This is a genomic window from Acinetobacter sp. AYS6 (genome assembly GCF_025630795.1).
Classification (GTDB): domain Bacteria; phylum Pseudomonadota; class Gammaproteobacteria; order Pseudomonadales; family Moraxellaceae; genus Acinetobacter.
Genome location: NZ_JAOTNV010000005.1, coordinates 121664 through 146851 on the forward strand (window position 1 = coordinate 121664; position 25188 = coordinate 146851).

Consider the following 25188-nt stretch of genomic DNA (forward strand, 5'->3'; position numbering starts at 1 on the left):
TCCTTTACTGTTAAGCGTTCATGACCGCAATCAGTTCAATACTAATATCTTGGAAACCAGCCGGAACATAAATACAAATCGTTTCTGAATCTAACATGCGCTGGTAAAGCTCATGATGCGGTTCGATTTCAAAATAACTCACGCCAGAACGTACAGGTATCGCAGTTGGAACTTGAATTAAATGATGCAATGGAATTGCAGGTAAGGCAGCAACTACACGTTGCTCGACATCTAAAGTGCTACCGATTTTAAAGCGTAAAGGTACAATCTGGATCAACTCATGGGTCTGCATTGCACTACTTGATACTGCAATATAAAGTCGAGTGTCTCGAGTAATCTTATCGGTCTCAAGACTACCCACCCAATATGAAGGTCGGATTTCTTTAAGCGCAATACTGATGTATCGACTCGAAATAATCGTATCGAGTAAATCACGCAGAATCGTGTCCAACTGCGAGAAACTTTCTTGTAAATTATGGTGTTTATAGGCAGGCAACTGATCGACATCATAGGCCGTCGAGAAAGTTAATAATGAACCTGCTAAACGCAATAATTCGAAGAACAAACGCTCTGGATGAATTTGTGGATATTGCACAAAATGATTTAGACCAGCATGAGCTGTATTTAAGGCATTGACTAACCAGAACGAAACGATATCACCAGAACGGAATTCAATTAATTTCTGTTCATTTTCTCGGTTATTGGTTTGAATCGTCTTAATTTTTGCCTTAATAACGTTCAGTGTTCTTTTTAAGTTTGAGATGAGTGTTTCAGATGCATCCACGTGCAAAATTGGTGGAATAAACTTTCGGTCAATTTCAAAAGCACCAGAGCTTTGGCGCTTAATTTTTCCAATCGGTAAATATAAAAAACCATCTAAATTATGGTCTGGATTACTATGGATATCTAATAATTTAAAAACAGCACGGCGACGTAGCAAACTAATATCTGCTTCAGTAGCGTTAGTAAATAGATCATGCGTTTCAACAAGGTGGGATTGATATCTGCCCTTTTGCGCTTGGTTTTGATCCATTAGATTTTGCTTATTTGCTTGTAAGAGTGGCAATGCTAAATAAATTAGCATCTCACCACGTAAATTAAGATCATCCAATAAAATTGGCTCAGGCAATAAATCATATGCAGGCGCCTGATAAATTTCACCGTCTTGCCAGATCATCTCTACGGACTCAAGAGCAAGAATATGCGTGCTCAATTGAGCCTCATCGAAACTTAATTTCTGAATACCATACGAAAAAGGCACAACCGCACGAACCGTATGATTTAAGCGTTGTTCATGATAGGTATCTTGAATTTGGAAATGTTGAGGTCTTAAAAATAAACCTTCGCCCCATAGGACTTTTTCAGCTTTAAACATATGTCTTTACCAATCTTTATTCATATTCATTTTTAGGCTGTACACCCAACATTTCCTGAACCATTTGTAATGGATGCTCATCTTTAATGACTTGTGCTAGCCATTCATGTAACGGCATTTGACTCCATTTAATGGTTTTTTGAAGCATATAGCTCACCGGGCTATGGGGTTCGTTTGCTTGAAAGTAGTCCGCAATTTCTTGCAATACTTTCATTGCTTGCTCACGATTCGCCAAATGTGTTTGAGCTTGAGGCTGAAAAGCAGGCTGATCTGAAACAATTTGTACAGGCACTTGATTTTCCATAGATGAGCTTGTAATGACAGCAGCCTGTTCCTGGATTGGTGTAAGCCCCGTACCAAAAGCTTCTGCTTTATAAATCTTGCGTAATGTGCTGTGAATGGTTTCAAATGCCGAATCAATTGCACCAAAACTCGGCGAATCTAGCCCCATTAAATCGTCAAGTGTTTGCTTTAGAGCATCCCACTCGGTTAAGACTGAACTAAAATCTTGATAGTTAGAATATTGAAAAGTTTTAGAGGTATTAAAGATAGCTTGATCGAATTGTTCTAATTCCGAAGGTCCAGACTGACTATCGTAATCTTCAGTTTGTTTACGGCGAATATTCTCGTGATATAGAAAATTATCGTAATCAAGCAAATTATAATAAGGAGCTGTATTGGTTAAAGAGACTTTCTTTAACAACATCGGTAGTTGATTAATTAAACCCTGTAATAAACCAATGCGCTGGTCTAAATCATTATCTTCAATAACAGGGTGAATTTCCTGCCAGTATTGATTCAGCATGGAATGGCTTAAAGTTAAACCTTTCGCCATACCATCAAAACCATAAAGATGAGTCCAAGCTTCTAAGAGCCAAGTTAATAGACGAATATCTTTTGTATTCTCTTTTAGCAAAACACTCGTTTTATTTGAGACAAAGTCCCAGTCGGCCTGTTTACGCTCAGCAACCCAATCACCTTGATCTAACAATAAATCATCTTGTGTTTTCGCTTTTTTTATTTCATGAAATTCATTAGAAAATGAAAAGTCATCACCACAAGGTAAGCTATCACTAATGGGTTCAAGGAGTTCAGAAATATCAATATTCATCTAATTTTAGCTCTATTCAATTTTAAACTTCTGACTTCAACTTTTTACTCGTCCTTTTTTTAGCAGCTTTCGCAACTGGATCTAGTAAATATTGAATTTCATCATCTTTAACATCAATCATGATAATTTTTGGCAATTTTTGCTCTGCTAAGGCCACCAAAATTTCTGTAGCCAACGCAGGTAACACCGTAGAATTTAAAATATTATCGACATTACGCGCACCGCTATCGACTTCTGTGCAGCGGCTTAAGAGCAGCTCTACCAAATCATCGGAATACTGGACTTGTGTACCGTATTGTTTCTCAATTCTTGCTGTGATCTTGCCTAACTTATGTTTAATAATTCGTACCAGTAAATCGTCATGCAATGGGAAATACGGCACAACTCTCATTCGACCTAAAAATGCAGGCTTGAATTGCTTATATAAACTTGGTTTTAAGTGATCAATCAACTCTTCAGCTGTAGGCCATTCTTCAACAGGTGTATTTAAGCATGCTTGCATAATCGCACTTGAGCCAGCATTTGAAGTCAACAGAATAGTGGTATTTTTAAAGTCAATTACTCGTCCTTCACCATCTTCTAAAGTACCTTTATCAAATACTTGATAGAACAGTTCTTGAACATCACTATGTGCTTTTTCAATTTCATCAAGCAACACAACACTGTAAGGATTACGGCGAACAGCTTCTGTTAAAACACCGCCTTGACCATATCCCACATATCCAGGAGGTGCACCTTTTAGCGAAGATACAGTATGGGCTTCCTGATATTCAGACATATTAATGGTGATTAAATGCTGCTCACCACCATATAATTCATTTGCCAACGTTAATGCAGTTTCAGTTTTACCAACACCGCTTGGTCCCACTAAAAGAAACACACCTTGTGGCTTATTAGGATCTTCAAGTCTTGCTTTTGACGTTTTAATTCCTTGAACTAATTGTGTAAGTGCATAATCTTGACCCATTACACGCTCGCCCAATTTATCTTCAAGCGTTAATATCTGTTTAATTTCATCATTAACCATTTTTCCAACAGGTATTCCGGTCCAATCAGAAATAATTTCATTAATAATTTGAGAGTTCACTCTTTCAAATACTAGTGGTTGCTGGCCTTGAATTCCAGCAAGATCTTTACGCAGTAAATTAATCTGATCATAAGCTTCAGATTCATTAGAATGATTTTGTGCTTCTAATTCCTGAATTTTATGAACAAGTTCTAATTCTTTTTTCCACTGCTCTTCGGTTTCATGAATTTCTTTTTGCAAAGATTCTAAATTAGCTTTTAAAGTTTCTAATCGTTCATGATGAATTGGGATCTGACTATGTTCATTTTCTAAAATTTGCTGCTCAAGCTTTAAGTTATGCTCTTGAGCTTTTAATTGATCAAGCTTTACCGGTTGTGCATTTTGGGTCAATGCAACACGTGCTGCAGCTGTATCAAGCACACTCACTGCTTTATCCGGAAGTTGGCGACCACTAATATATCGATGGGAAGAATGAACCGCTGTAACAATCGCCTCATCATCAATTTGTAATTTAAAATGCTGCTGCATGACAGGAATCATTGCACGCAACATATCTACCGCCACTTCTTCAGTTGGCTCTTCTACTTTTACCACCTGAAAACGTCGACTCAATGCAGCATCTTTTTCAAAATATTGTTTGTATTCTGCCCAAGTAGTCGCAGCAATCGTGCGCAATTCACCACGCGCAAGTGCTGGTTTTAAAAGATTTGCAGCATCATTTTGCCCTGCTTGTCCACCCGCACCAATTAAGGTATGCGCTTCATCAATAAATAAAATAATAGGATGAGCAGAAGCTTGAACCTCTTGAATCACTTGTTTTAAACGATTTTCAAATTCGCCTTTAACACTTGCACCAGCCTGTAATAGCCCCATATCCAGCACATGTAAATGGACATTTTTTAGAGCATTAGGTACTAAACCTTGAGCAATTTTTAAAGCTAAGCCTTCGACCACAGCTGTTTTACCAACTCCTGGCTCTCCAGTTAAAATCGGATTGTTTTGGCGTCTACGCATTAAAATATCGAGCATTAGGCGAATTTCATATTCACGCCCAATCACTGGATCTATACCGCCTTTTTTCGCTTTTTCAGTGAGATTAATCGTATATTGATCAAGTGCTGGTGTTTTAGCTGCTTTGGTATTTGCTACAGTCGCGTCTGTTGCTTCAGCTTCACTAGAAAGTGTTTTTGTTTCATCTTGTTGTTCAACACTCTTCTCGCAAATTTCAAGAAACTTATGTTTCATTGAATCAATTGGTAAGAGATCAAATAAACTCGAAGCACGAGTGGCAATTTGATATAAATCAGGCGCTGTTAATAACGCAACTAATAAATGACCACTACGAATAACTGGATTTTGTTCAGCCGAAGCCAATAACCATGCTTGTTCAAACAAACGAACAATAGATTTAGCAAAAATAGGAGTTCGTGAATTACCTTTCGGTAATTGAGAAATTGTTTCTTTTAAATCATCAGCTAAAGCTTCAGATGAAATTTTATATTTCTTTAATAAAATCTTTAAATCATTCTCTAAAGATTGATTAAGTAACTCTAAGAATAAATGCTCAATTTCAATTTCGTAGTTTTGTTGAATAACACAAGCATTAGCCGATTTTTCTAAAGCAGTTCGCGCAACTGTAGAAAGTTTTGTAATTAAAATTTTTAAATTACTCATCATTACTCTCAATATTTTTAAATAATTTAATGCTTAAAATCATAATGCCTGTATATTAACAAAATTCAGCTTTATCAGACAAACTACTCATCATTTCAAGCGTTAATATGTTTTAGTAGATATTTATATCTATATAAAAATATCTCTACCCTTATCCTTGATTAACTAAACTCTGTTTTGGTAATAATTTACAGCCGCATGATAATGAATCATTTACACGCGCTGCTGATTTTCCCATAACAAGCATATTCGGATCTCCCGATACAATTGTAGAAACCGTTTTGTGTAACGGACAAGTTGCCTTATCTCCTACACAGGCAATTGCAATTCCATCAATTAAAAATGTACTGTTTCCTGAAATGACTTGCCCTCCACCTGTTGTTGGGCATCCAATCGTAATGTAAGGGCTAGCCATGTTCTTCTCCTTATATTTATAGAACAGTAAACTCAATTCGACGGTTTTTCTTTCTGCCTTCTGGAGAAGTATTATCTGCCACTGGTTTAGAAGAACCCAAGCCTTCTGCAGATAAATGGTCGGCAGGAATACTCTTACTAATCAAATAGTTTTTTACTGCTAATGCACGATCTTGGCTAAGTTTTAAATTTTTAGTCGCATCGCCTGAACTATCTGTATGTCCTACGATTTTGACTTTTTTACCACCTACTTTGTTTAAAGCAATAGCCATCTCGTCTAGAATTTTTTGACCCGCATCAGTTAAAACCGCACTCCCAGATTCAAACTCAATAATTCGCTTTTTAAGTGCGTCATCAATGATTTTCTGCTCAGCCTGATTGACTGATAACTGTGAATACAGTTGATATGGTGGCTGTACTAACCCTTGAAAAGATTGAATGGTAGGTTGGATATCTGCTGGATTTAGCATTTTTCCACTTAGCTCAAATCGAGTACCATTTACACTTAATTTACCTTGTGAGACCTTTTTAAGATCAGGTGTAATAACTCGTGTAACAGAATCACTCCATCCATTTGGAGCCGCTACGGGTCTTACTAGTATTTTATCGACAACCTGATCAGCACCATAAACAGACTGCATTTTTAATAAGATGGCCTGTTTACTTGCCTCGTTAGGAACCACGCCTTCTACCACAATAGGCTGAGCTAAAGCATAATTAGCAATGGCATAGATAAAACAGCCTTTTATGAGCTGTGAAATTTTAGATTGATATCGTTGATTCATTATTATTCACCCAAAAAAGTCTGTCTAAATAGTTTTAACCCTTGATTTAAACTTAATTGGCGTTGACATAATGATTGTTCTAGCGTAGCTAAACCAGCATTCTGCTCCAAATAAGTATCAATCCACTGAGCTTCTATTAAAGAAACCCAATGTTTACTATCCATATTCTGAGTAAAAATATCGCTAAGGGCTAAAATATCAGCACCTTGAAAGCCGAAAAATAATACGGGTTGCTCTCGATGTAACAAACCTATCAGCACTTCAGTATTATGTTCCTTTAAAAAGCGACAAATAATACTGACCCAAAAGGCTGCTATTTCATAACTATAAGCAGGATTATTAATAGGCAAAATCAAAACTTTATTTAACCGACTGGTTCCATTTTGTAAAATCGGCTGAAGTAATAACCCCAATCCAATCATACTTTGCGCTAATTCATAAATACTGAGTTTCATTAACTGAGCAAATGAATGCATCGTATGATTTTCATAGAAACCCACACACTCTCGCTCAGTTAAAACCTGAATTTGATTTTGCAAGTGCCCTAATTTGCCAAGTAATAAATCTGAATCTTTAATTCCTTTTAGAGCACGATTGTTTTGGAATAAATCAACAAGTACATGTTTATAGCTATATGGTGCATACAACAAATTATCATACGGCAAATCAATTTCTAATAAATGGCTCAGTACCATTGGAAAAGATCGACCAGAACTATCTTCACTTGCGAGTAAGTTCGCCACTAAAAACATATTTTCTTTCGGATTTGCTATAAAGAAATCCAGTGAAGGCAACGTGTTATAAGCTTCTTTAAAACTGCCCGATTGCATTGCATATTCCAATGCTTCAGTAATCCACTGATCAAGCAACTGTATTAAAGCATTCTGACCTTTTGTTTTTAAAAAGTCGCCTCGTGCAGGACTTTTGCCGTAATACAAAGGAGTTGTTTTTAATGTTTGCATTATTGCTCCTCCTTTCGCATAGAGGTTATTTTCCATGTCATGGTTTAACTCCCGCAGAAGGCTGAGCGAGTGCTGAAACAGGATTTTCAGTTTTTGCTGGAGCAGCTGCTTGAGCTGGTGCCTGTTGAGCAGACACCACACGAGCTGCTTTATCGGCAGTAACTTTATCAACCAGTTGCATACCCGCATAACCACGGCTTGAACCGATACTGCCTGAATTACTGCTGATCAGACGGAAATTCATTTTTACAACTAATGATGGGTCAGTTTTACTACGCCAAAGCATTTCAAATCCGCCATTTTGTTCTTTACGCTGAGCACTATCAATTAAACGGTTAATACCGTATTCACCCGGCTCATCAAAAATCGTATGCGTTTGACCTTGTAAATCTACAGCGGTAATTCGAGCCCCCGGAATACTGCCTTGATTTGGCCAAATAAAGTTAACCCACTGTTGCACACCATTTTCATAAGTCATACGCTGACCATCAATATCCACGGTATATGAAAGCAATTGTGGATTTGGAATTGGGTAAAACTGGAAGTTAGATTGATTAGCTGCAGGTGCGGCCGGAGCTTGACTATTTAACTCCCCTGTTGCCATACCATTAGATGGAGCAACATATCTTTGGAAGCTCATGACAAATTGAGGATTTAAACTAATTCCTAAATCTTTCCATGTTTTAGACGTTAATGTATAACCACGACGAATCACAAATGGATCAAGACTTTCTTTTACAAAGCGTGAAATACTACCGTTCTCACCCAAAATTTGGCCAATTTCACTGCTTGTCGCCTGCAAAGAAGCCGATGAGTTAAATGGATATTTCTTAGCAAGATTTGCAGTAAATGGCTGATAAGCTTGCATAACCCATAATTTATTAATTTCATCTTGTGTCGGCGTAATTAAGCTCTCGAAAGCCTGCGTAAGTGGGCTAACTACCAGTTTTTGTAGTAGTCGCTGATCAATTTCATTGAAACCAACCGCCATTTTTTCATCTACAATTTTTTGCGTCTGGTTAAATACAGAAGTTTGCTCATTCAGGGTTTGTTTGACTAATGTCATCGCATTAGGCCCAACTTCCCCAGCATTCTTAAGCTCATTAAACTTGCTACGAACTAGGGCTAAATTTGTCATATATTCATCAAGCAATGATTTACCTTGTTGATCATCACGTTTGCGAACCAACTGGTAGAACATTTGGTATTCTTGAGAGATAGCGCCCTGAGCATTAGTCGCCACTTGATTAGCAGTCTTGTCATCATGATTTAAAACTTTACGTTTAAACCACGCAACAAATCCTTTTTGTGGAGCTGCGAGCTCTGCTTGCACAACTGGATTATCCCAGTTCGTTTCGATTGCCACTCTTTCAATTAAGGTTCGAATTGGAGAGTTCTGCGGTTCCCCCAAAATATCAATATTTTTTACTTGCTGAGCAAATTGGCCAGCTTTAGCATAATGAATACCATTTAGGAATTTTCTCCATTCCGCAATATATTCTTGCTTATAGAGCGCTGTCAGTTGCTTTCTAATTTGTTCTGGACTTCCTGAGAAAGTTAAATCATCAGATTGACGACTATTTAACACCCAATCTTTACTATCTGTTGGCTTATCTGCAGCTTCTTCAATTGCTTTTTCAACATAGTCATTCCATGCCTTTTGGGTAAATACACCAGGCAACGCATAACTACCTAGTACAACATTTTTATTAGCTTCACCCACAATCTGACTTACCGTCAATGCAGGGAAACGTACTGCTGCACGCATTTTTATTTCGTTATAAACACGATCACGCGCCGGCATTCCTCGAACCACAGAGAGCAATACTTGACGTGTTTGATCAACAATTTGTGAATCTGCTTCTAAAATTGGGAACTGTTTATCATTTGCCAACGTCATTGCATACGACAAGATCTGTTCAGCTTCTTGAATCATGTCTGCACGTGGCATTTGGCCTTTATTTGCATCTAACCAAGAGCGCCAGAAACGCGTAACCTGATCGCTTAGATGACTTGCATCCATATATTGTGGATTACTCATCATCAAATACGCTTTTAATGCGTTATAAGCATCTTGAGGATTTGTGTCAGAAGGTTCTAAATATTGTTGAGACTGAGCAGTTTGCTTGATTTCAACATTCGTATGATTCGCTTTTAATGTCGCTTCATTATTTTTTACGCGTTGCAAATATTGAGCAATATTTTGCTGTGTCGGTGTCAATACAATTTGCTTAACCCCTTTTAAATATTCAGCTTTTAGCTTTTCACGAAGCTCATTGCCCTGATATAGACCAAAACTAAATTTAAGTGGTCTGTTTTCATCAAACTCGTCTAACTGCTGTAAACGTCTTTGAAGAATAAGTAAAGCTTCTAATTGGGTAGACAGTTGCTGACCAGAAGCTCTTTCTAGTTGAACAACCTTATTTAAATCAGCTTGAACTTCACCAATTAATTGTTGGTTATTACGATAAGACCAAACCCACACGCCAAGAATAATTGAAACGCCCGCTAAAGCACCAATAAATGCAATGTAGCGTTGACGTTTTCTACCCGTATTTACATGCTGCTTAACAAGATCTTTATCTTTCAAAATAACATCTGAAAATAGACCATTTAAGAAATAACCATGGTTAGGGGTAATTTTTGAATGATCTTTTAAATCACTTTGAGCAATTTGAGTGAGCTGGAATTCTTGTGCAATTTGTTCAGTCATTGGACTTTCAATGACACCTTCCTGCAAAGCACTGGTGAAGTAAAACCCACGAAAAACAGGTTGAAATTGATATGGATTATCTTCAAAAAGTGTACCGATAAAGCTTTTTAAAGCTGGTTTTAATGTTTTAAATTCTAATGGGAAGGTCATTACACTTGGTGAGATATTTTGCGAATGACGACGACTTAAATGAGTCGAACTTACCCCTTTTAGACCATCATAAAGAATGGTGTAATGTTTTTCGAACAAATCTACCGCGTTATGAGAAGAACTCTGCTCATATGGAAGCGTTGCTCCCCAAGCTTGGTTATATTCTTGAGCTTCGTAAAATTCAAAAAACTCGGTAAAACCTGCAATTAAGTCCATCTTTGAAAAGACCAAATAAACAGGCACAACTACTTCTAGACGTTCGGTTAGATCTTGAATACGAGCACGTAAATTTTTAGCTAGCTTTAACGAGTTTTCAGGACTTTGACTAATGAGCTCAGCAATACTAACAATTAAAATCAAACCATTAACCGGAGCTTTAGAACGGTTCTTTTTTAAAATATTTAAGAAACCTAACCACTCAGAATGATCTTCGCTATAAACAGAATAACGACCAGCCGTATCGAGCAAAATACCTTCTGTAGAGAAAAACCAGTCACAATTTCGAGTACCGCTTAAACCAGCAGATACCATTTTTTGATGCGTTTCTTCGAAAGGAAACTTTAAACCAGAATTATAAATAGCTGAACTTTTACCTGCGGCTGGGTTACCAATAACCATATACCAAGGAAGCTCATATAATGCAGCATTCCCTTTTTTATCACCCAACTTAGATTTACGAATCAGTTGAATTGATTCTTTCATTTGTTGACTAACAAGCTGAAGCTCTTCTTTATCTTTATTTTTGCCATATTCAGCTTGGTTGTCTTTTTCGATCGCTACAGCTAACTCTTCACCTTGAGCAGCATGCTTTCTTCGTTGAATAAGCCAATAGATACCATAAACAATAAGACCCAAAGCATAGGCAGTTGCTAAAGCCCAGAATATATGACGAGGAATTGAAGTATATGAAGACATCAATGCCACGAACAATGACAAGGCGATAATTGCTTTAGGATTCGTGATGTACTGCCACAAGTAGCCTAAAATTGTATGCATTCTATTCTCGTTCTAAGTCTAAAGTTTAAATTAGTTATTCAACACCATCACATCATCTTCTGAATTCTCAGTGACACTTTGCACAAATGTATGTGCTGACACCGTATTTTCACCAAAGACAAAAGGAATGATATGTTCAGGGAAATGCATGCTCAGCATAAAGCCATAAATATCAGCTAAATGTTGGGTATGCCCTAATGAAGATTTCACATAAATATAGTGATGTGGTTCTACAGGTGTTTGAAGAAAGTGTTGCTGCAATTTCTTCGAAACTTTTATATCCGTCTGATCTGACAGTATCAGTACATAAGGATCCTCACCTTCATGCTGAGGTAAATCATGAAATTCAAAATTAGAAAAAATCTTCGCTGTATCTTGTTGGCCTACAACAACTTTCAGATTTTTAGTAGGCTCTAATTCTTGAATTTTTACTAAAGGATCAGCAAGTAAACAGCTTGCTGCAAATTCAGCAGGAATATAATCTTTAATCATCCAAGACTTTTCATCGACTAGATCCTGATCAATTTCGGAATCGGCTACGAGCAAAAAGAACATCTCGTGTTCTCTTTTATGAATGCCCTTTAATAGGTGTATCAGCTCTTGGTAAGCCAGTTGCTCTCCAAAAAAATGATATTCAATATGGATCTTTTGAGCAGGAATGCCGATCTCAGCAAAAAACTCTAAAATTAATTCATTACTTTGGTCATCATTCCAGATATGTAATAAATCCTCCGAAAGAAGGATATGTAGATTTAAGCGATTTAAACGATAAACTTCGACTACAGGCATTTGATCATCATATTCAGACTCGGGATCACCCCATGCTGGATGCATATGATATTCACGTGCTTGCTGCGACTCATAAAATAAAGTTGAACGTTTTAAATGCTCTGCAAGAAGATATAAGTTTTCTATATTTTGTTCTAATTGCTGTTTTATTAATGACATCATACGAACTTGTCGTGGAGATGCATACTCACTCTCCTCATGATTATCTTCATCCAAGTCTTTAATTCGGTAAGATAAAAGAGGTAATCCATAAGAATTTAACAGTTGATCATCCAACTCTGGACTTTTAAAGTTTTGCAGCTCCGCAATAATGCTTTCATTCTCACCAAGTGCATGCACAGCAAAAGAAGAGTAAATATTAAAATCTAACTGTTCGAGTGGTGCATCTGTTACTACGGTTTGTTTTTGACTAGCATCACCTTTATATTGATTTATAGCTTGTTCTTTCTTTTCTTTATAATTTTTATAAGCGCTATAAACTAACCATGGTGATAAGATCACCATGGTAATAATTGCTGGTAATAGCAGGAAATAAAGGAAAAAATCACCCTTATCAGGGTTATATTGAACATCACGCCAGTAGAAAATAATAAATCCACTAACTAATGCAAAAATAGCGATGAACGAGAGTAATATTTTTTTAATCATATTCGCTCTCCAATAAGGCTATAGCAAGTTTCATGACTATGTACTTTCGGTTCTCGTGATATAAGAAAAGAACCTTGCCCCAAACCACTCACATTATTGTGAGTTAGACAAATAGGTTGTATTTCTGACTCATCCAATACGAGTCGAAGATCTATTGATAAAGTTGGACTACACCAAGTTTCTACAATTTTTTTAAGCTTTAAACTTAACTCTTGATTTGGTAAAAAACTGAGATATTGCTGACGCTTTAATGGCCCAATTTGAATTTCAATTTTCCCATCAATTTGCTGAATAGTTTCGCCACAAAATGTATTAACACCAAGTAGGCTCGGCTGAGCTCCACCTAAAGTTGTTAATTGGTCACTCGCCAATTTAAAAGACTCTTGTATGAACTCTTTGATGGTAATTTCATGTTTAAAAATACACGACAACATCGTTTTTAATGCATGAACTGTATTATTCTGGCCCTGCATTAATCCTGAAAACTCTGCAAAATAGTCATCCAGCTCTGTTTGCTGATGTTGCGAGCGTACATAACCATTTAACGCATGCAGAATATCTAAATAATCATTTTTATGCTCGATCTCATATCGAATCGGCAAATTATATGTAATGCTGGACTCTACGTATTGAGCAGTGAGTTTATGATTAAATAAGCTCAGAAACTCTTTAGTTTCAGCTCGTTGCTGACGTGGGGCTTGCTTAATCTTATTCGTATACGTATAAGGTAAAGCACCCTGTATGCCAGTAAGACCAACAATTAAATTAGTGATATAAACCCGCTCATCTGATAATTCTAAATCTTCAATTTCAGTAGCAGGAAAATTTAAATTAAAGGAGGTCTCAAACTTAAAATGATCACTCCAAGATGAACCCATTGCACGAGTTGAATCGTGCCTTAATAGACGTGTTGCTTGGATAAATTCAAAAGACTTTGGCTTTGTAAAGAGCTCAGCTGTTATAGAAGAGTCTTGCCACCAACGTTCTGACTGCATTGGTATAACTCCTGCTGAGATGAATAATCCTTAACAACCAAATCAACGAAACTATTAATTTGAACCTTTAAATTAAAAACACGACTTAACAATTGGCTAAAAATGTATAGGCTATGCCCTCTAAATACAGATGAATCAATTTGCAATTCGGCCTTCACCCCCCTTACAAACATTGGAAATGGCTTTCCATCTACAAGTTTATGAGTAAGTGAAAATTCAAGGTGCTTGATTGATTCAATAAGTAGGTAATTTTCTTTTGACAATGGTAAGTTGTATAAAGCAAGTAACTCTTTAATATGAGATACCGCGTCGCCTTTCATTAGAGCTAAACTATTTAATGAAAGGTGTGAAATAACACGCCACTGCTCACTCTGACTTTGACCAAATTGATATGGTTTTGTAGGTCTTTTTAAAACAATCGCACGGCGAGCCAAACTACTATCATTGAGGTTCAATATATTATTAGACTGCCCCAATGCTTCATGTGGTAAGTCACGATTTGAACATAATAATTTTGTACTAATAAAATCCGAACATATTGAAGAAGGATTTAAATTTTTAGAAATAATTGAATATCCCATTTCAACGAAATTCGGCTGTAGTTTTTGATAGTTTACCGAATAGAAAAAGCGTGCTGTGTCAGTATGATAGTGACTCATCGCAAAAAAAGGCAGCACAGGGACGTAGCTTTCTTCTTGACTTGTTTTCTCACGCACCATATTCATTTCAGTAATTGAATACACCTGATAAAACTCAGGATGATGTGCATCTGTAATTAATGGATATTCTAATTGCTTGTGTACGATTTTTTGAGGTTCAGCATATTTTTCAAATAAATTAATGACAGGTGTAGTAAATAATTTAAAGTTAGCAACATTCAACTCAGAATAATTTCTAACTACAGCCTGATCATTTAAATTTAATTTAAAATGGATCAGAAGTTCAAACTCACCACCTTCCGGAGGTAGATTCTTTAAAAAGTCTAAATCTAGCTTAAGATAATTAAATTTTTCAGGAAAACAAAAGTATTCCATCAGCAATCGATAAGCATGATGAGTATGCTGATCAAGAGGTAATAGACTTTCTTGCTCTAAAAAACCAGTTAACTCAAATGGATTTTTATCCAGCGCTACAACTTTCTGTCCTCTTCTAACGGCAAAGGTTGTTCCCTTCTTAAAAATGCTGTCTAGGACTTGAAGCGGGAAATTAGAAATTGCATCTAAATAAATAGGTAATTTTTCGTTTGTTAAACATAAATGAGCATGATTAAAAATTTCAAATTTGAAAGTTAAAGTCGCATTTTGACTCAAATGCATATGTGCACTTGGCGTACTTTTAAACTCTAATGCTTGTAAGGTTATTGGAAGTAATTTAACTTCTTGCGTCGTATTAAATTCACACTGAACCCCTTTAAAACTACGCGATTTCAAAACCGTATGTGCAGGCACCACATGGGCTTCTGTCAGTTGTTTGATTTTATTTATATCTTCGAAACTTACCACCGAACAAGCTGGAAAATGTCGTAAGTATTGAGGGAACATCACCTCAAATAGAGAACGTGTAAATACGTCATAACTATCAGCAAGTTTTTTATCAATACGAGCAGCAATTAACGAAAACGCCTGTATAAGACGTTCAATATGCGGGTCATCAATCTGCTCTTGATTTAAAGATAAGCGCTGAGCAATTTTCGGATATTTTTGAGCAAATTCACGAGATTGCTGACCAAATTCTTGTAGTTGTTTTTCGTAAAACGGTAAAAGCTCTTCTATCACAACACACCCACTACGCTTAGGTTCTCGCTGAAATTACATATTGCTGCGTTGTCGGTTTTAGCAATGCATCAAAAACGACAGGTTCATACAGTGGATGAATATTTAGATAAGCCTGAATGCTTAAACACAATGCCCCCATATTATGTCCATCCAACAACATCTCTACCCGTATTTGTCTTAATCTAGGTTCATGAGCTGCTATTGATTGTTCAATTGATTGGCAAATCTTGTCTCGATCTAGCGGATTGGCTGTAGAAAGCCCCACAAAATCAATAATCCCGAACTGAAGTATAGATTTTTTAACTAATGGATAATCATCGACTACGTGGTCCAATTTAGCGACCCGACTATTAAGCAAGTCTTCTAAATCTTTTGCGACCGATTCTCTTAATTGCTGAATAGAAAGACCTTTTGTATAGTCTTCACTTTCAGGAATTAAACGATCAAACAAAGTTGAACGAAATCCGTATGGATAAAGCCGATCTAAATTCATTCGAGTTCACAACAAGCATGCTTAAAGACAGCAGAGGCTAACTTTATGTCAGCCTCCACCAAATATTCACTTAAATAATTACGCTGCGTAAGAAGCAGTATTATTAGAAAGTGACCATTTCTTAGTAACAGCACCTTTAGCAGTACCGTTAATATCTTGTTGGTTATAAGTCCACTCAACAGCTGCGTATTTCAAACCAAACGCTTCAGTTGGAACACCTTCTTCGTTAACTGTTGGAGTTACGCTAGAAACTAGAACATGCTTCAATTTAATTTGTAAGTACTTGATGCGTTTATCGCCATTCGCGCGATAGAAATCAATTTGTACTTCATCAAATGTATAACCAGCTGAACATGCTTCCCATAATTTCGGGCTAGTTGCATCTAGGTCTTTAATAAAAAGCATATCTGAATGTTCAACACGTTCAGCAGTATGACCACCGACACTACTTGAAGTAGCAGATTTAGGTTGACGAATGTTATGAGACCAAGAGTTAACTTCTAACCAGCCTTTGTGCTCAGAGTCACGAGACTCGCCATCAACTTTATATTTACCGCGAAACTCAACGTATATATCTTTCATTTAGAACTTTCCTATTTTTAATTTAAAGTTATTCTTTCGCTGACCTTTATTAACTTGAGGACTGAGGTAACTCAGTGACAAGTCGCAAAGAAACTGACAACTCATCCAGCTGGAAGTGTGGTCGCAAGAAAACCACAGACTTGTAGTGACCTGGTTGAGCAGGATCTTCTACAACTTTTACAGACGCTTCACGTAGAGGGTATTGAGCTTTTGCTTCTTGAGAAGCACCATCGTCAAGTAATACATACTGTGACAACCACTCATTTAAAAATGCTTCAACATTTCCAGCAGAAGCAAAGCTACCCACTTTATCGCGCATCATTGCTTTTAAGTAATGAGCAATACGTGAAACGGCCATGATGTACTGAATTTGACTTGATAAAGCAGAGTTAGCGTTTGCTGTATCATTGTCATATTTTTTAGGTTTTTGAGTTGATTGCGCGCCAAAGAAAGCTGCGTAATCAGTGTTTTTACAATGCACTAAAGGAATAAAGCCCAAATCGCTTAATTCTTTTTCACGACGATCAGTAATCGCGATTTCTGTTGGGCACTTGAATACCACTTCGCCATCTTGTGTTTTAAAAGTATGAACTGGCAAGCCTTCGACTAAACCACCCCCCTCAACACCACGAATTGCAGCACACCAACCATGCATATCAAAAGCGTTTGTTAAACGAGTACCGAAAGCATAAGCAGCATTCATCCACAAATATTCATTGTGGTTTGCACCTGAAACATCTTCAGCAAAGTTAAACCCTTCTGTAGCTGTTCCTTCTTTTGGATGATAAGGAAGACGACCAAGCACATGTGGCAATGTTAATGCGACATAACGAGAATCTTCACTGTCACGGAATGAACGCCATTGAACATATTCAGCCGTTTCAAAGATTTTTGAAACATCTCTAGGGCGATCAATATCTGTAAATGATTCAAGACCAAGAATGCTTGGGCTAGCAGCCGAAATAAATGGTGCATGAGCTGCTGCCGCAACATGAGAGATTTGCTCAAGCAAATACATATCAGAAGGCGTGCGATCAAACTCAAAATCACCAATTAGAGCTGAATATGGCGCACCACCAAAAGACCCATACTCTTCTTCATAGATTTTTTTGAATAAAGTACTTTGATCAAAATCTGTAGCACCTTGAAAATCTTTGACCAACTCTTTTTTAGTCGTATTTAACATACGAATTTTAATGAGAGGATTAGAAGGTGTTTCTTGACAAAAGTAGTAAAGACCACGCCAAGTTGACTCAATCTTTTGGAATTGTTCATTGTGCATGATCTGACTTAATTGATTTGAAATCAGTGCATCAATTTCTGCAATACGTTTATCGATTGATAACGTCATATTTTCAGAAACCGTAATTGTTCCTGCCATTACTTCTTTAGCAAGTTCACCAATTAAGCTTTTTGCACGCGAATGTTCTTCTTCATTTCGGGCAATACGACTCTCTTCAACAATCGAGTCTAAAAGATTAACTTGTTCATTTTCAGCAAGTGGCATTGCTGCCGATTGAGCATTATTCATGATCAGCCTCCGCACTTAATTTACGAATCTGATCTGTACTCTTAAGAACTTCATCAAGTAAGTCTTCTAAACGTTCACTGTTAGAAATCTTATTTCTTAAATCTGTCAAACGCTCACGTGCTTCCACAAGTTTCTTTAATGGGTCAACCTGTTGAACAACATTTTCTGGGCGAAAATCCTCCATTGACTTAAATGTTAAATCGACAGCAATTTTCCCGCCCTCTTCAGTCAGCGTATTATCTACTTGAAAAGCAGCTCTTGGAGATAATGACTCCATAACTTCATCAATATTATCTAAATCGACATTAATGAATTTTTTATCTTTTAATTTTGTTCGTTCAAGCTCAGATGCTGCCGAAAAATCACCCATCACACCAACAACAAATGGTAGTTCTTTCGCTTCTTTTGCATCACCAATTTCGACATCATATGTAAGCTGAACACGTGGAGGTCGAATTCGCTGAAGCTTCTTTTGTACACTTTCTCTCTTAGCCATAAGATTCTATTCCTGATTATTTAATTAAAGGGTCAAAAGGCGAACTTTTTGATTTATTAACATTGGCTACAGGGGCAGTTTTTGGTTTAACCGCAGTTGCTTTTACTGGAGTTGTTACTCGTTTATTTGAAGTTCTAGAAGTACTTGCTTTATTACGCGTTACATACTGTTTTTTATAACTTCTTTTTTCACTATCATCTGAACTACTTTCTGAACTCGCTTTAAAGCTCGATGGATCAGGAGCAGGCATTGCAGTGTGAATGTTTTCAATTAACTGCTTTGCGGGTGGATAAGTGACATCATTGCTTAAATAACGCATTTCCTGAGTACGCATTTGCTGTAATGAGTTATTTGCAATACTTACGCCAGATAAAAATAAAACATCTGTTATTAATGAACCGCGTATATTTTGACTTTGCAATTGGCTTGCCAAATTTAATGCTTTAACTGGTTGATTAGTTTGATAGAACCGCATAGCCGCTTTAGCTAATAAATCATTTTTTTGAGTCGTATTATCGCTATCACAAACTTGTTTAAAAATATTCAATAGCTCAGGATCATTTTGACCTTCTGCTAGAGGATTCTTCTTAATACAGCTTTTTTTAAGTTTTACAGGCTCTAGTTCTGCTGCATGAGCACCTGATAGACCGATAATGTTTCCAGTCAGAGAAAGTATCAAAATACTTCGTTTCAACACAACTTTCATTCCTCTGTTTTCTTATTTATTCAAGGCTTTACTGAAAAGTTAATATTAATAAAAAATTAAAAAATCAGCTTAAAAACCTTATATTCAAAAAATTTACGCGCAGTTTATCATATAAACAAACATATTTTATATAAAAATCATATCAACTTAAACTAAAAGTAAATAGTTAAGATGGTTATAAAATATAGCTTAATAAAGTTATTCTTATAAAAATATAATATTGTTATTTTTTGTAATTAAAAATAAGTTATTGATTTTTATCAATTAAATTAAAAATAAAACTAAATTAAAAATTCTCATAAATATCACTTATTTAGTTTTTATGAAACATTTGCTTAACAATATTTAAGCTCATATTAACTACAAATCACTTCTATTTGGTTATGAACAGATCATAAAAACTTAAAGTAAAAATTTAGATACAAAAACCACAAAAATTGTCAAGACTAATCTGTCTATTTGGTATATTTTTATTTAACTTTGTGAGAGCAAGTAGAATTAATAAAACTCATAGATTTATGAGTAACCATCTTTACTTTAAGGTCAAGTTCTCGGGTGGCTCAAAACTACACTCAATATCAAGAAAATAAACTATTTGGCGTTATAGTTTTAAAGAATATTGCGAGTTTTTAAGTTTAAATAAAGGGAAAAAGGCCATTCACTTAAAAGAATTTTTATTTAAATATAAATTTATATTTTAGACTTCCAATAATTAGCTTTCTCAGGATTATATTTAGGGTTTCTATCATTTGAATAGATATCAACCAACAATTGTATGGCAGCTTTATTCTGTGCATTAGCTGCTTTTTCTGCATACTCAATTGATTTTGAAAAATTCTGCTCTACACCATTACCATCAAAATACTTAAGAGCAAGGTTATATTGCCCTAATACAGACCCATTATTAGCTGCTTTTTCAAACCATTTTTTTGCAAGCACAGGGTCTTTTGCAACCCCATCTCCATTTTCATAAGCTAAACCGATATTGTTTTGTGACTCAACATCCCCCTGATTGGCTGCTTTTAATGCCCACTCAAAAGCCTTTTTGTGGTCTTTAGTTACACCTTTACCGTTGTATAAAAGACCCGCAACTATTACCTGTGATTGTAATAAGCCCAATTCTGCAGATTGACTAAAATACTTAAAAGCTTTCGCTTTATCTTTTGTTATACCTAATCCTTTATAATATGAAACGCCTAAATTATGTATAGCTGAAGGATTACCTTTCTTAGCCCCCTCTTCAAACCACATTAAAGCTTTTTGATCATCTTTTTTAACAACTTCATTGCCATTTCGATAAATCAGTCCTAATTGAAGCATGGCATTTGAGGAGCCTAGTTGTGCAGATTTCTCAAATAGTTCCAATGCTTTTTTGGGATCAAACTTTTCACCTTCGCCTGTAGCATACATAGATGCTAATACAAAGATGGCATCTGCATCATTTGCTTTTGTAGCCTTTTCCAGATCATGTTTAGACTTGTATTCAGATACATCCTTATAATCTTTAGTCAAAGTTCTGTGAGTGTATTCTTCTTTTTCTTGACTGCATGCAGATGTGACTAATATTAAGGTAACAACAAACAATCTAGGCTTCATTAAACAACCTTTTACTTCAAAAATTTTTCTTATCAAAATAATCTTCTGGATAAGGGTCTTTACCTTTTAAATTTTTTCTATATTTCATTACACTAATCTGGACACCTTCATCAGTTAAAAAATCATTATAGAAATCTTGTTCTTTGGGATATTCAAATCCTAGCCTTTCAAATATTTGCTCCGATAATATTCCAAAATTTTCATAACTTTTACGATAACCAAAGTAATTCACAAAAGCCATTAAAGCTGCTATCCCAAATACCCCCCAAAACGCCACACAATTAAACGTAAAAAAGAATCCCAAGAATAAGAAAATCTAAATATATAAAATAATAAAAGTGAAATTGATATCACCGCCCATGACAACAAGGTAAAATAATAGGTCTGCATAAAAATAGCTTTATAGCCTTTTTTTACAGATCGCCCCATTTCATAAATCATATATAACAAGCCAGACTTAGGGTCGAGGATTGCATAAACTTGATAGTGACCATCTACAGGACTGTCACTAATTACAGCTATCAGTTCATCATTTTCTTTAAAACGAACCGTCGTAAATTGCCCTAGTAAAGAATGTTCTTCTATTTTGCCCGTAAAGGTGATGTCATCTTTAGCTTTACCTGCCATTACTAGTATAGGAGCGCTGGTAAGCAGCGAACTACTTTCAGCGAGTACACCTGCAAAAGCAGTTCCAGCTGCAATTCCACCAGTGTTCTGATTTATGGGAATTTTAGTCTTTGCTTTTTCTAAAAAATGTATTGGACCTTTAACCAACTTAAGATTTAATTTAAGTTCCACTACTATTCGCTTGTTGTATTCTTACTAAAATAATCTTCCGGGTATGGATCTGGGCCTTTTAAATTTTTTCGATACTCCATAACACTGATGTTTATTCCATCATTAATTAAATAATCATTATAAAAATCTTGCTCTTTAGGATATTCAAATCCTATTTTTTCAAATATTTGTTCAGATAAATTGCCAAAATTCTCATATGATTTTCGATAAGCAAAATAATTAATAAAACCCATAAATAAAAAAGCTAGAATTAAAAATATAAAAATCCAAGATATTAATTCAAAAAAAGAAGCCCAAGAGTAATTAGCATCAAATATATAAAGGACTAAAAGAATTATAGAAAGCCCCCCCCAACAAATTAAAGTAAAATAATAGGTCTGCATAAAAATAGCTTTATAACCTTTTTTTACTGATCGACCCATTTCATAAATCATATATAACAAGCCAGACTTAGGGTCGAGGATTGCATAAACTTGATGACGCTCATTCACAGGTTTTTCGCTAATTACAGCAATCAACTCGTCATTTTCTTCAAAACGTGCTGTCGTAAATTGCCCTACTAATGGATACTTATCTATTTCACCTATAAAAGTTATACCATCTTTAGCCTTAGTCGCCATCACTAATATAGGTGCGCTGGTAAGTAGAGAACTACTCTCAGCGAGGACTCCTGCAAAAGCAGTTCCAGCCGCAATTCCACCAATGTTCTGATTTGTAGGAATTTTAGACTTTGCTTTTTCTAAAGAATGTATTGGACCTTTAACCAATGTAAGGTTTAATTTTAAATTTTCCATTTAGACACTCACCACAGCATTATTAAACTCTTTTACTTCTTCTTTAATATCTTTAAATATATCCTCAGCACTTGTGTTCAAACGGAACGCACACTTTTGACACCAATCTTGCATCGCATTATCCAAGACATAATTCTTCAAATAAATTTCTAAAGCAACGAGAGCTATACCTGCTAAGCTTAACATTGCACTTACTTGAACTGCCCGTATTCCCAATAAAGCTCTTCCAACAACATAACGTTCAACAGTGTAATGTAAAGATGTATTTTTCATGATGGGTAAATTTAAGAATATACTTATGCCAACCGTTAGCGTCGCTATTGAACTAAAAACTTTTAAACCACTCAAAACTATTGCGTATGGATTACTTTCTTTTTTCGATTTTATGAAACCCTTAATATCAATTATTAAAGAGAATGTCGCGCCCGCAATCGCAAATAATGCTCCACACTTAGCAATATACGCGGCACGCTCTGCACATGAAAATTTCTCCATTGAGCTACTACCCACTTCTAAAATAGCGGCTGTTGTGGCCATCATGCCTGACATATATGATAAAGTATTATCTACTGATGGATCGATATTAAACTTAGAAATTTGTGTTCCTAAGTTAATCAGCTCAAATATTGCAACTACACCAGCTACACGTAAGCTTGCGCTTGGTGAACTATTAGCAATAATTCGATCAATTTGACTAGCAGTTCTACTTGGATTTGTTGCAGCTGAAGAGTATTTTTTCCAATTATTTTGAACCATTTCAGGTGTCAGCTTAATACGTCCCTTCAAAGTTTGTTCCGGAATAATATAATACAGCGCATTTTTTTTAACGTTTTCTGCCAACATACCACTATGGGCAAATGTATAAAACGTTAAACGTCCAAGTTTTTTTGCAAATTCTGAACCTGACGTATATTTCATACTCCACTTCACTGCACTTTGGGTCAGTTCAGACATCCAGTAAAACGTTTTTAATAGGCTAAATTTTTGCCCATGCAACATATAACTGTTATTGGTTTTATCTGCCGCCCATTCTTGCCAAGCTTTATCCGCAGCAACAAATGCTGCAATCGCCGTTTTAGCTGCATTTTGTCCATCATCCCAAGAGATATCGATAATACTTGGTGCCGCTGCATTATATTTATTTTTTAAACTTTCTTGGTTATAACAAATTGCCCTCATATAAATATTTTCTTTGGCAATTTTTTCCACCCCTAACCAAGTTTCAAGCAATGCCTGTCCACTTAGCACCCCACTCATACCATTAATCATATCCATGGCATGAACATAAAAAATATTTCCATATGGAACTTGCACTTGATCATCATAAGCATGAAGAGCATTGATTACAGCCTTAGACAATAACCATTTAATATGATCATCTCCTATAGCTCTTGCTCCAGCTAAACATTCTTGAATTAATCCGTTAATTTTTTTATCAAAATTTGATTTAGCCACCATATCTAAATTTGGCTTATATTTTTTAACCCAAATCTGCTCTCCTTCCTCTCTACTTAATTTCCCCATATCTTCAGTATAGAGACCTTTATTTGCTCTTTGTTTCTCTTGAGCCTCCTTTAATAGCCTCTCTTGTTCTTCTTTTGATTTTCTTTTATATATTTTTTCTAACTCATAATTAATATCATCAGCATCTGTTAAATTTTTTGGTAACTCATTCCCTAGCCCCATTAATACTATACTTTTAGTTGCCTGTGCACTAAATTGGCTGCGTTCATTTAACAATTTATTTTCTAAACAGATTTTAATACTATCAATACATTGAGAACTATGTAAACGGTGCTCGTTTGTAAAATCTCCTTCTTTTTTTGCTAAAAAATCCATTACTTTTTTAAATTCTGAATTGCGCAATGTATTTAATTTTCTTGTAATTCCCACAGGATCATATAAAGCCATACAGGCAAGCGATTTAGGCTCATCTTTAAACTTGTTTAATGTCGCATCGATACGGTTTTTACCAAAACTGTTTAGATTATAAACCGTAGTTTTAAATTGGCTTGCAGCAATACAATGTTCTTGCGCACTTCCACCATTAATTAAAATTTTCTGCCACTTTCCTTCTGTTACAAACTTATCGGCATTTTTTTCATATTCAGATATTTTGGCCTTACTCATAGGCACATGCGTATGAATAATATATGCAATCTTCGCCTCATCTTTAGGGTTACTTTCTACAGCTATCACAGATGAATTAAAACTATGACCTGCTCCTTTACATGCGAACTCCGGAACACTTTTAGGTGCTTCTTTACCCACAGGAAAATAAGACAAATGTCCATTTGGAGTAACTTTATATCCAGCCCAATCCAAAGCTCCAGATGTTCTTTTTACTAAGCGATAGATATAACCAGTATTAATCATCTCAACTGCATATTTGAGATGGCTTAACTGAATATCTTTGACATTTTTACCCAAGGTTGCAGGTAAAGCAGGTGGATTATCTTTAACAACAGTGTATCGTAAAGGTAAAATATTGAAGCCTTTTTTACGACAAAAATTTGAACACTCTTTCTGGGCCTGCCCCGCACTACTATTTTGCATGTTTGCAGCAGTTGACTGTTTCGCTGATTTTGCAATTTCACTTTCTTCAATCTTCTTATTAATATTTTTAGCAACTGTTGGGTTGCGCATATCGCCCACTGCTTTGGTTTTTCCCATAACAGGAATTTGACTCTGCTTCTGTTTTTGCTGAGCAATAATCTCATTAAATAAATTATTTGATTTTGACTTGCCCAATATCATTTTTTGATTTTCTGACATCTT

General features: G+C 35.8%; 18 protein-coding genes and 1 pseudogene. All 19 read right to left on the bottom strand.

Going from position 1 to position 25188, the window contains the following annotated elements; all coding sequences use genetic code 11:
- Positions 1-10: 10 nt before the first annotated feature.
- A complete protein-coding gene (tssK, locus tag OD757_RS05265) occupies positions 11-1375 on the bottom strand; it encodes a type VI secretion system baseplate subunit TssK (protein ID WP_263031096.1) in 1365 nt (454 codons plus the stop codon).
- A 16-nt stretch (positions 1376-1391) separates the two neighbouring features.
- Entirely contained in the window at positions 1392-2486 is a 1095-nt protein-coding gene (tssA, locus tag OD757_RS05270; protein WP_263031097.1) for a type VI secretion system protein TssA, read from the bottom strand.
- Between the two features lie 22 nt (positions 2487-2508).
- Positions 2509-5190 carry a type VI secretion system ATPase TssH gene (tssH, locus tag OD757_RS05275; protein ID WP_263031098.1) on the bottom strand — a complete coding sequence of 894 codons (2682 nt, stop codon included), beginning with the start codon at positions 5188-5190 and terminating at the stop codon, positions 2509-2511.
- Positions 5191-5338: 148 nt separating this feature from the next.
- The gene (locus OD757_RS05280) at positions 5339-5602 is read right to left on the bottom strand and encodes a PAAR domain-containing protein (RefSeq protein ID WP_004793184.1); all 264 of its coding nucleotides are present in this window, start codon (positions 5600-5602) and stop codon (positions 5339-5341) included.
- Positions 5603-5618: 16 nt separating this feature from the next.
- Positions 5619-6386, bottom strand: a complete 768-nt coding sequence (locus OD757_RS05290) for an OmpA family protein (RefSeq protein WP_263031099.1) — start codon at positions 6384-6386, stop codon at positions 5619-5621.
- 2 nt (positions 6387-6388) lie between these two features.
- On the bottom strand, positions 6389-7348 hold the full coding sequence (gene tagF, locus OD757_RS05295) for a type VI secretion system-associated protein TagF (RefSeq protein ID WP_263031100.1): 960 nt from the start codon (positions 7346-7348) through the stop codon (positions 6389-6391).
- A gap of 37 nt (positions 7349-7385) precedes the next feature.
- Positions 7386-11207, bottom strand: a complete 3822-nt coding sequence (tssM, locus tag OD757_RS05300; RefSeq protein WP_263031101.1) for a type VI secretion system membrane subunit TssM — start codon at positions 11205-11207, stop codon at positions 7386-7388.
- A 30-nt stretch (positions 11208-11237) separates the two neighbouring features.
- On the bottom strand, positions 11238-12644 hold the full coding sequence (locus tag OD757_RS05305) for a hypothetical protein (protein ID WP_263031102.1): 1407 nt from the start codon (positions 12642-12644) through the stop codon (positions 11238-11240).
- The gene (gene tssG, locus OD757_RS05310; RefSeq protein WP_263031103.1) at positions 12641-13639 is read right to left on the bottom strand and encodes a type VI secretion system baseplate subunit TssG; all 999 of its coding nucleotides are present in this window, start codon (positions 13637-13639) and stop codon (positions 12641-12643) included. Before tssG ends, OD757_RS05305 begins: the two co-directional genes overlap by 4 nt.
- Complete coding sequence (gene tssF / locus OD757_RS05315) at positions 13603-15414, bottom strand: type VI secretion system baseplate subunit TssF (RefSeq protein ID WP_263031104.1); 1812 nt, start codon at positions 15412-15414, stop codon at positions 13603-13605. Before tssF ends, tssG begins: the two co-directional genes overlap by 37 nt.
- Before the next feature lie 16 nt (positions 15415-15430).
- The gene (tssE, locus tag OD757_RS05320; protein WP_004642330.1) at positions 15431-15907 is read right to left on the bottom strand and encodes a type VI secretion system baseplate subunit TssE; all 477 of its coding nucleotides are present in this window, start codon (positions 15905-15907) and stop codon (positions 15431-15433) included.
- Positions 15908-15985: 78 nt separating this feature from the next.
- The gene (locus OD757_RS05325; protein WP_003651052.1) at positions 15986-16489 is read right to left on the bottom strand and encodes an Hcp family type VI secretion system effector; all 504 of its coding nucleotides are present in this window, start codon (positions 16487-16489) and stop codon (positions 15986-15988) included.
- Between the two features lie 49 nt (positions 16490-16538).
- On the bottom strand, positions 16539-18020 hold the full coding sequence (gene tssC, locus OD757_RS05330; protein WP_263031105.1) for a type VI secretion system contractile sheath large subunit: 1482 nt from the start codon (positions 18018-18020) through the stop codon (positions 16539-16541).
- Positions 18013-18516: a type VI secretion system contractile sheath small subunit gene (gene tssB / locus OD757_RS05335; protein ID WP_042897385.1), complete on the bottom strand. Its 504-nt coding sequence runs from the start codon at positions 18514-18516 to the stop codon at positions 18013-18015. The genes tssC and tssB overlap by 8 nt, the downstream gene beginning before the upstream one ends.
- Positions 18517-18532: 16 nt before the next feature.
- Positions 18533-19222 carry a hypothetical protein gene (locus OD757_RS05340; protein ID WP_263031106.1) on the bottom strand — a complete coding sequence of 230 codons (690 nt, stop codon included), beginning with the start codon at positions 19220-19222 and terminating at the stop codon, positions 18533-18535.
- 690 nt (positions 19223-19912) lie between these two features.
- Positions 19913-20818 carry a tetratricopeptide repeat protein gene (locus OD757_RS05345; protein WP_263031107.1) on the bottom strand — a complete coding sequence of 302 codons (906 nt, stop codon included), beginning with the start codon at positions 20816-20818 and terminating at the stop codon, positions 19913-19915.
- A gap of 16 nt (positions 20819-20834) precedes the next feature.
- Positions 20835-21616, bottom strand: a pseudogene (locus OD757_RS05350) (putative type VI secretion system effector).
- 2 nt (positions 21617-21618) lie between these two features.
- Positions 21619-22410 (bottom strand): putative type VI secretion system effector, encoded by a 792-nt coding sequence (locus OD757_RS05355; protein WP_263031108.1) that lies wholly within the window; start codon positions 22408-22410, stop codon positions 21619-21621.
- A complete protein-coding gene (locus OD757_RS05360; RefSeq protein ID WP_263031109.1) occupies positions 22411-25185 on the bottom strand; it encodes a T6SS effector BTH_I2691 family protein in 2775 nt (924 codons plus the stop codon).
- Positions 25186-25188: the final 3 nt, after the last annotated feature.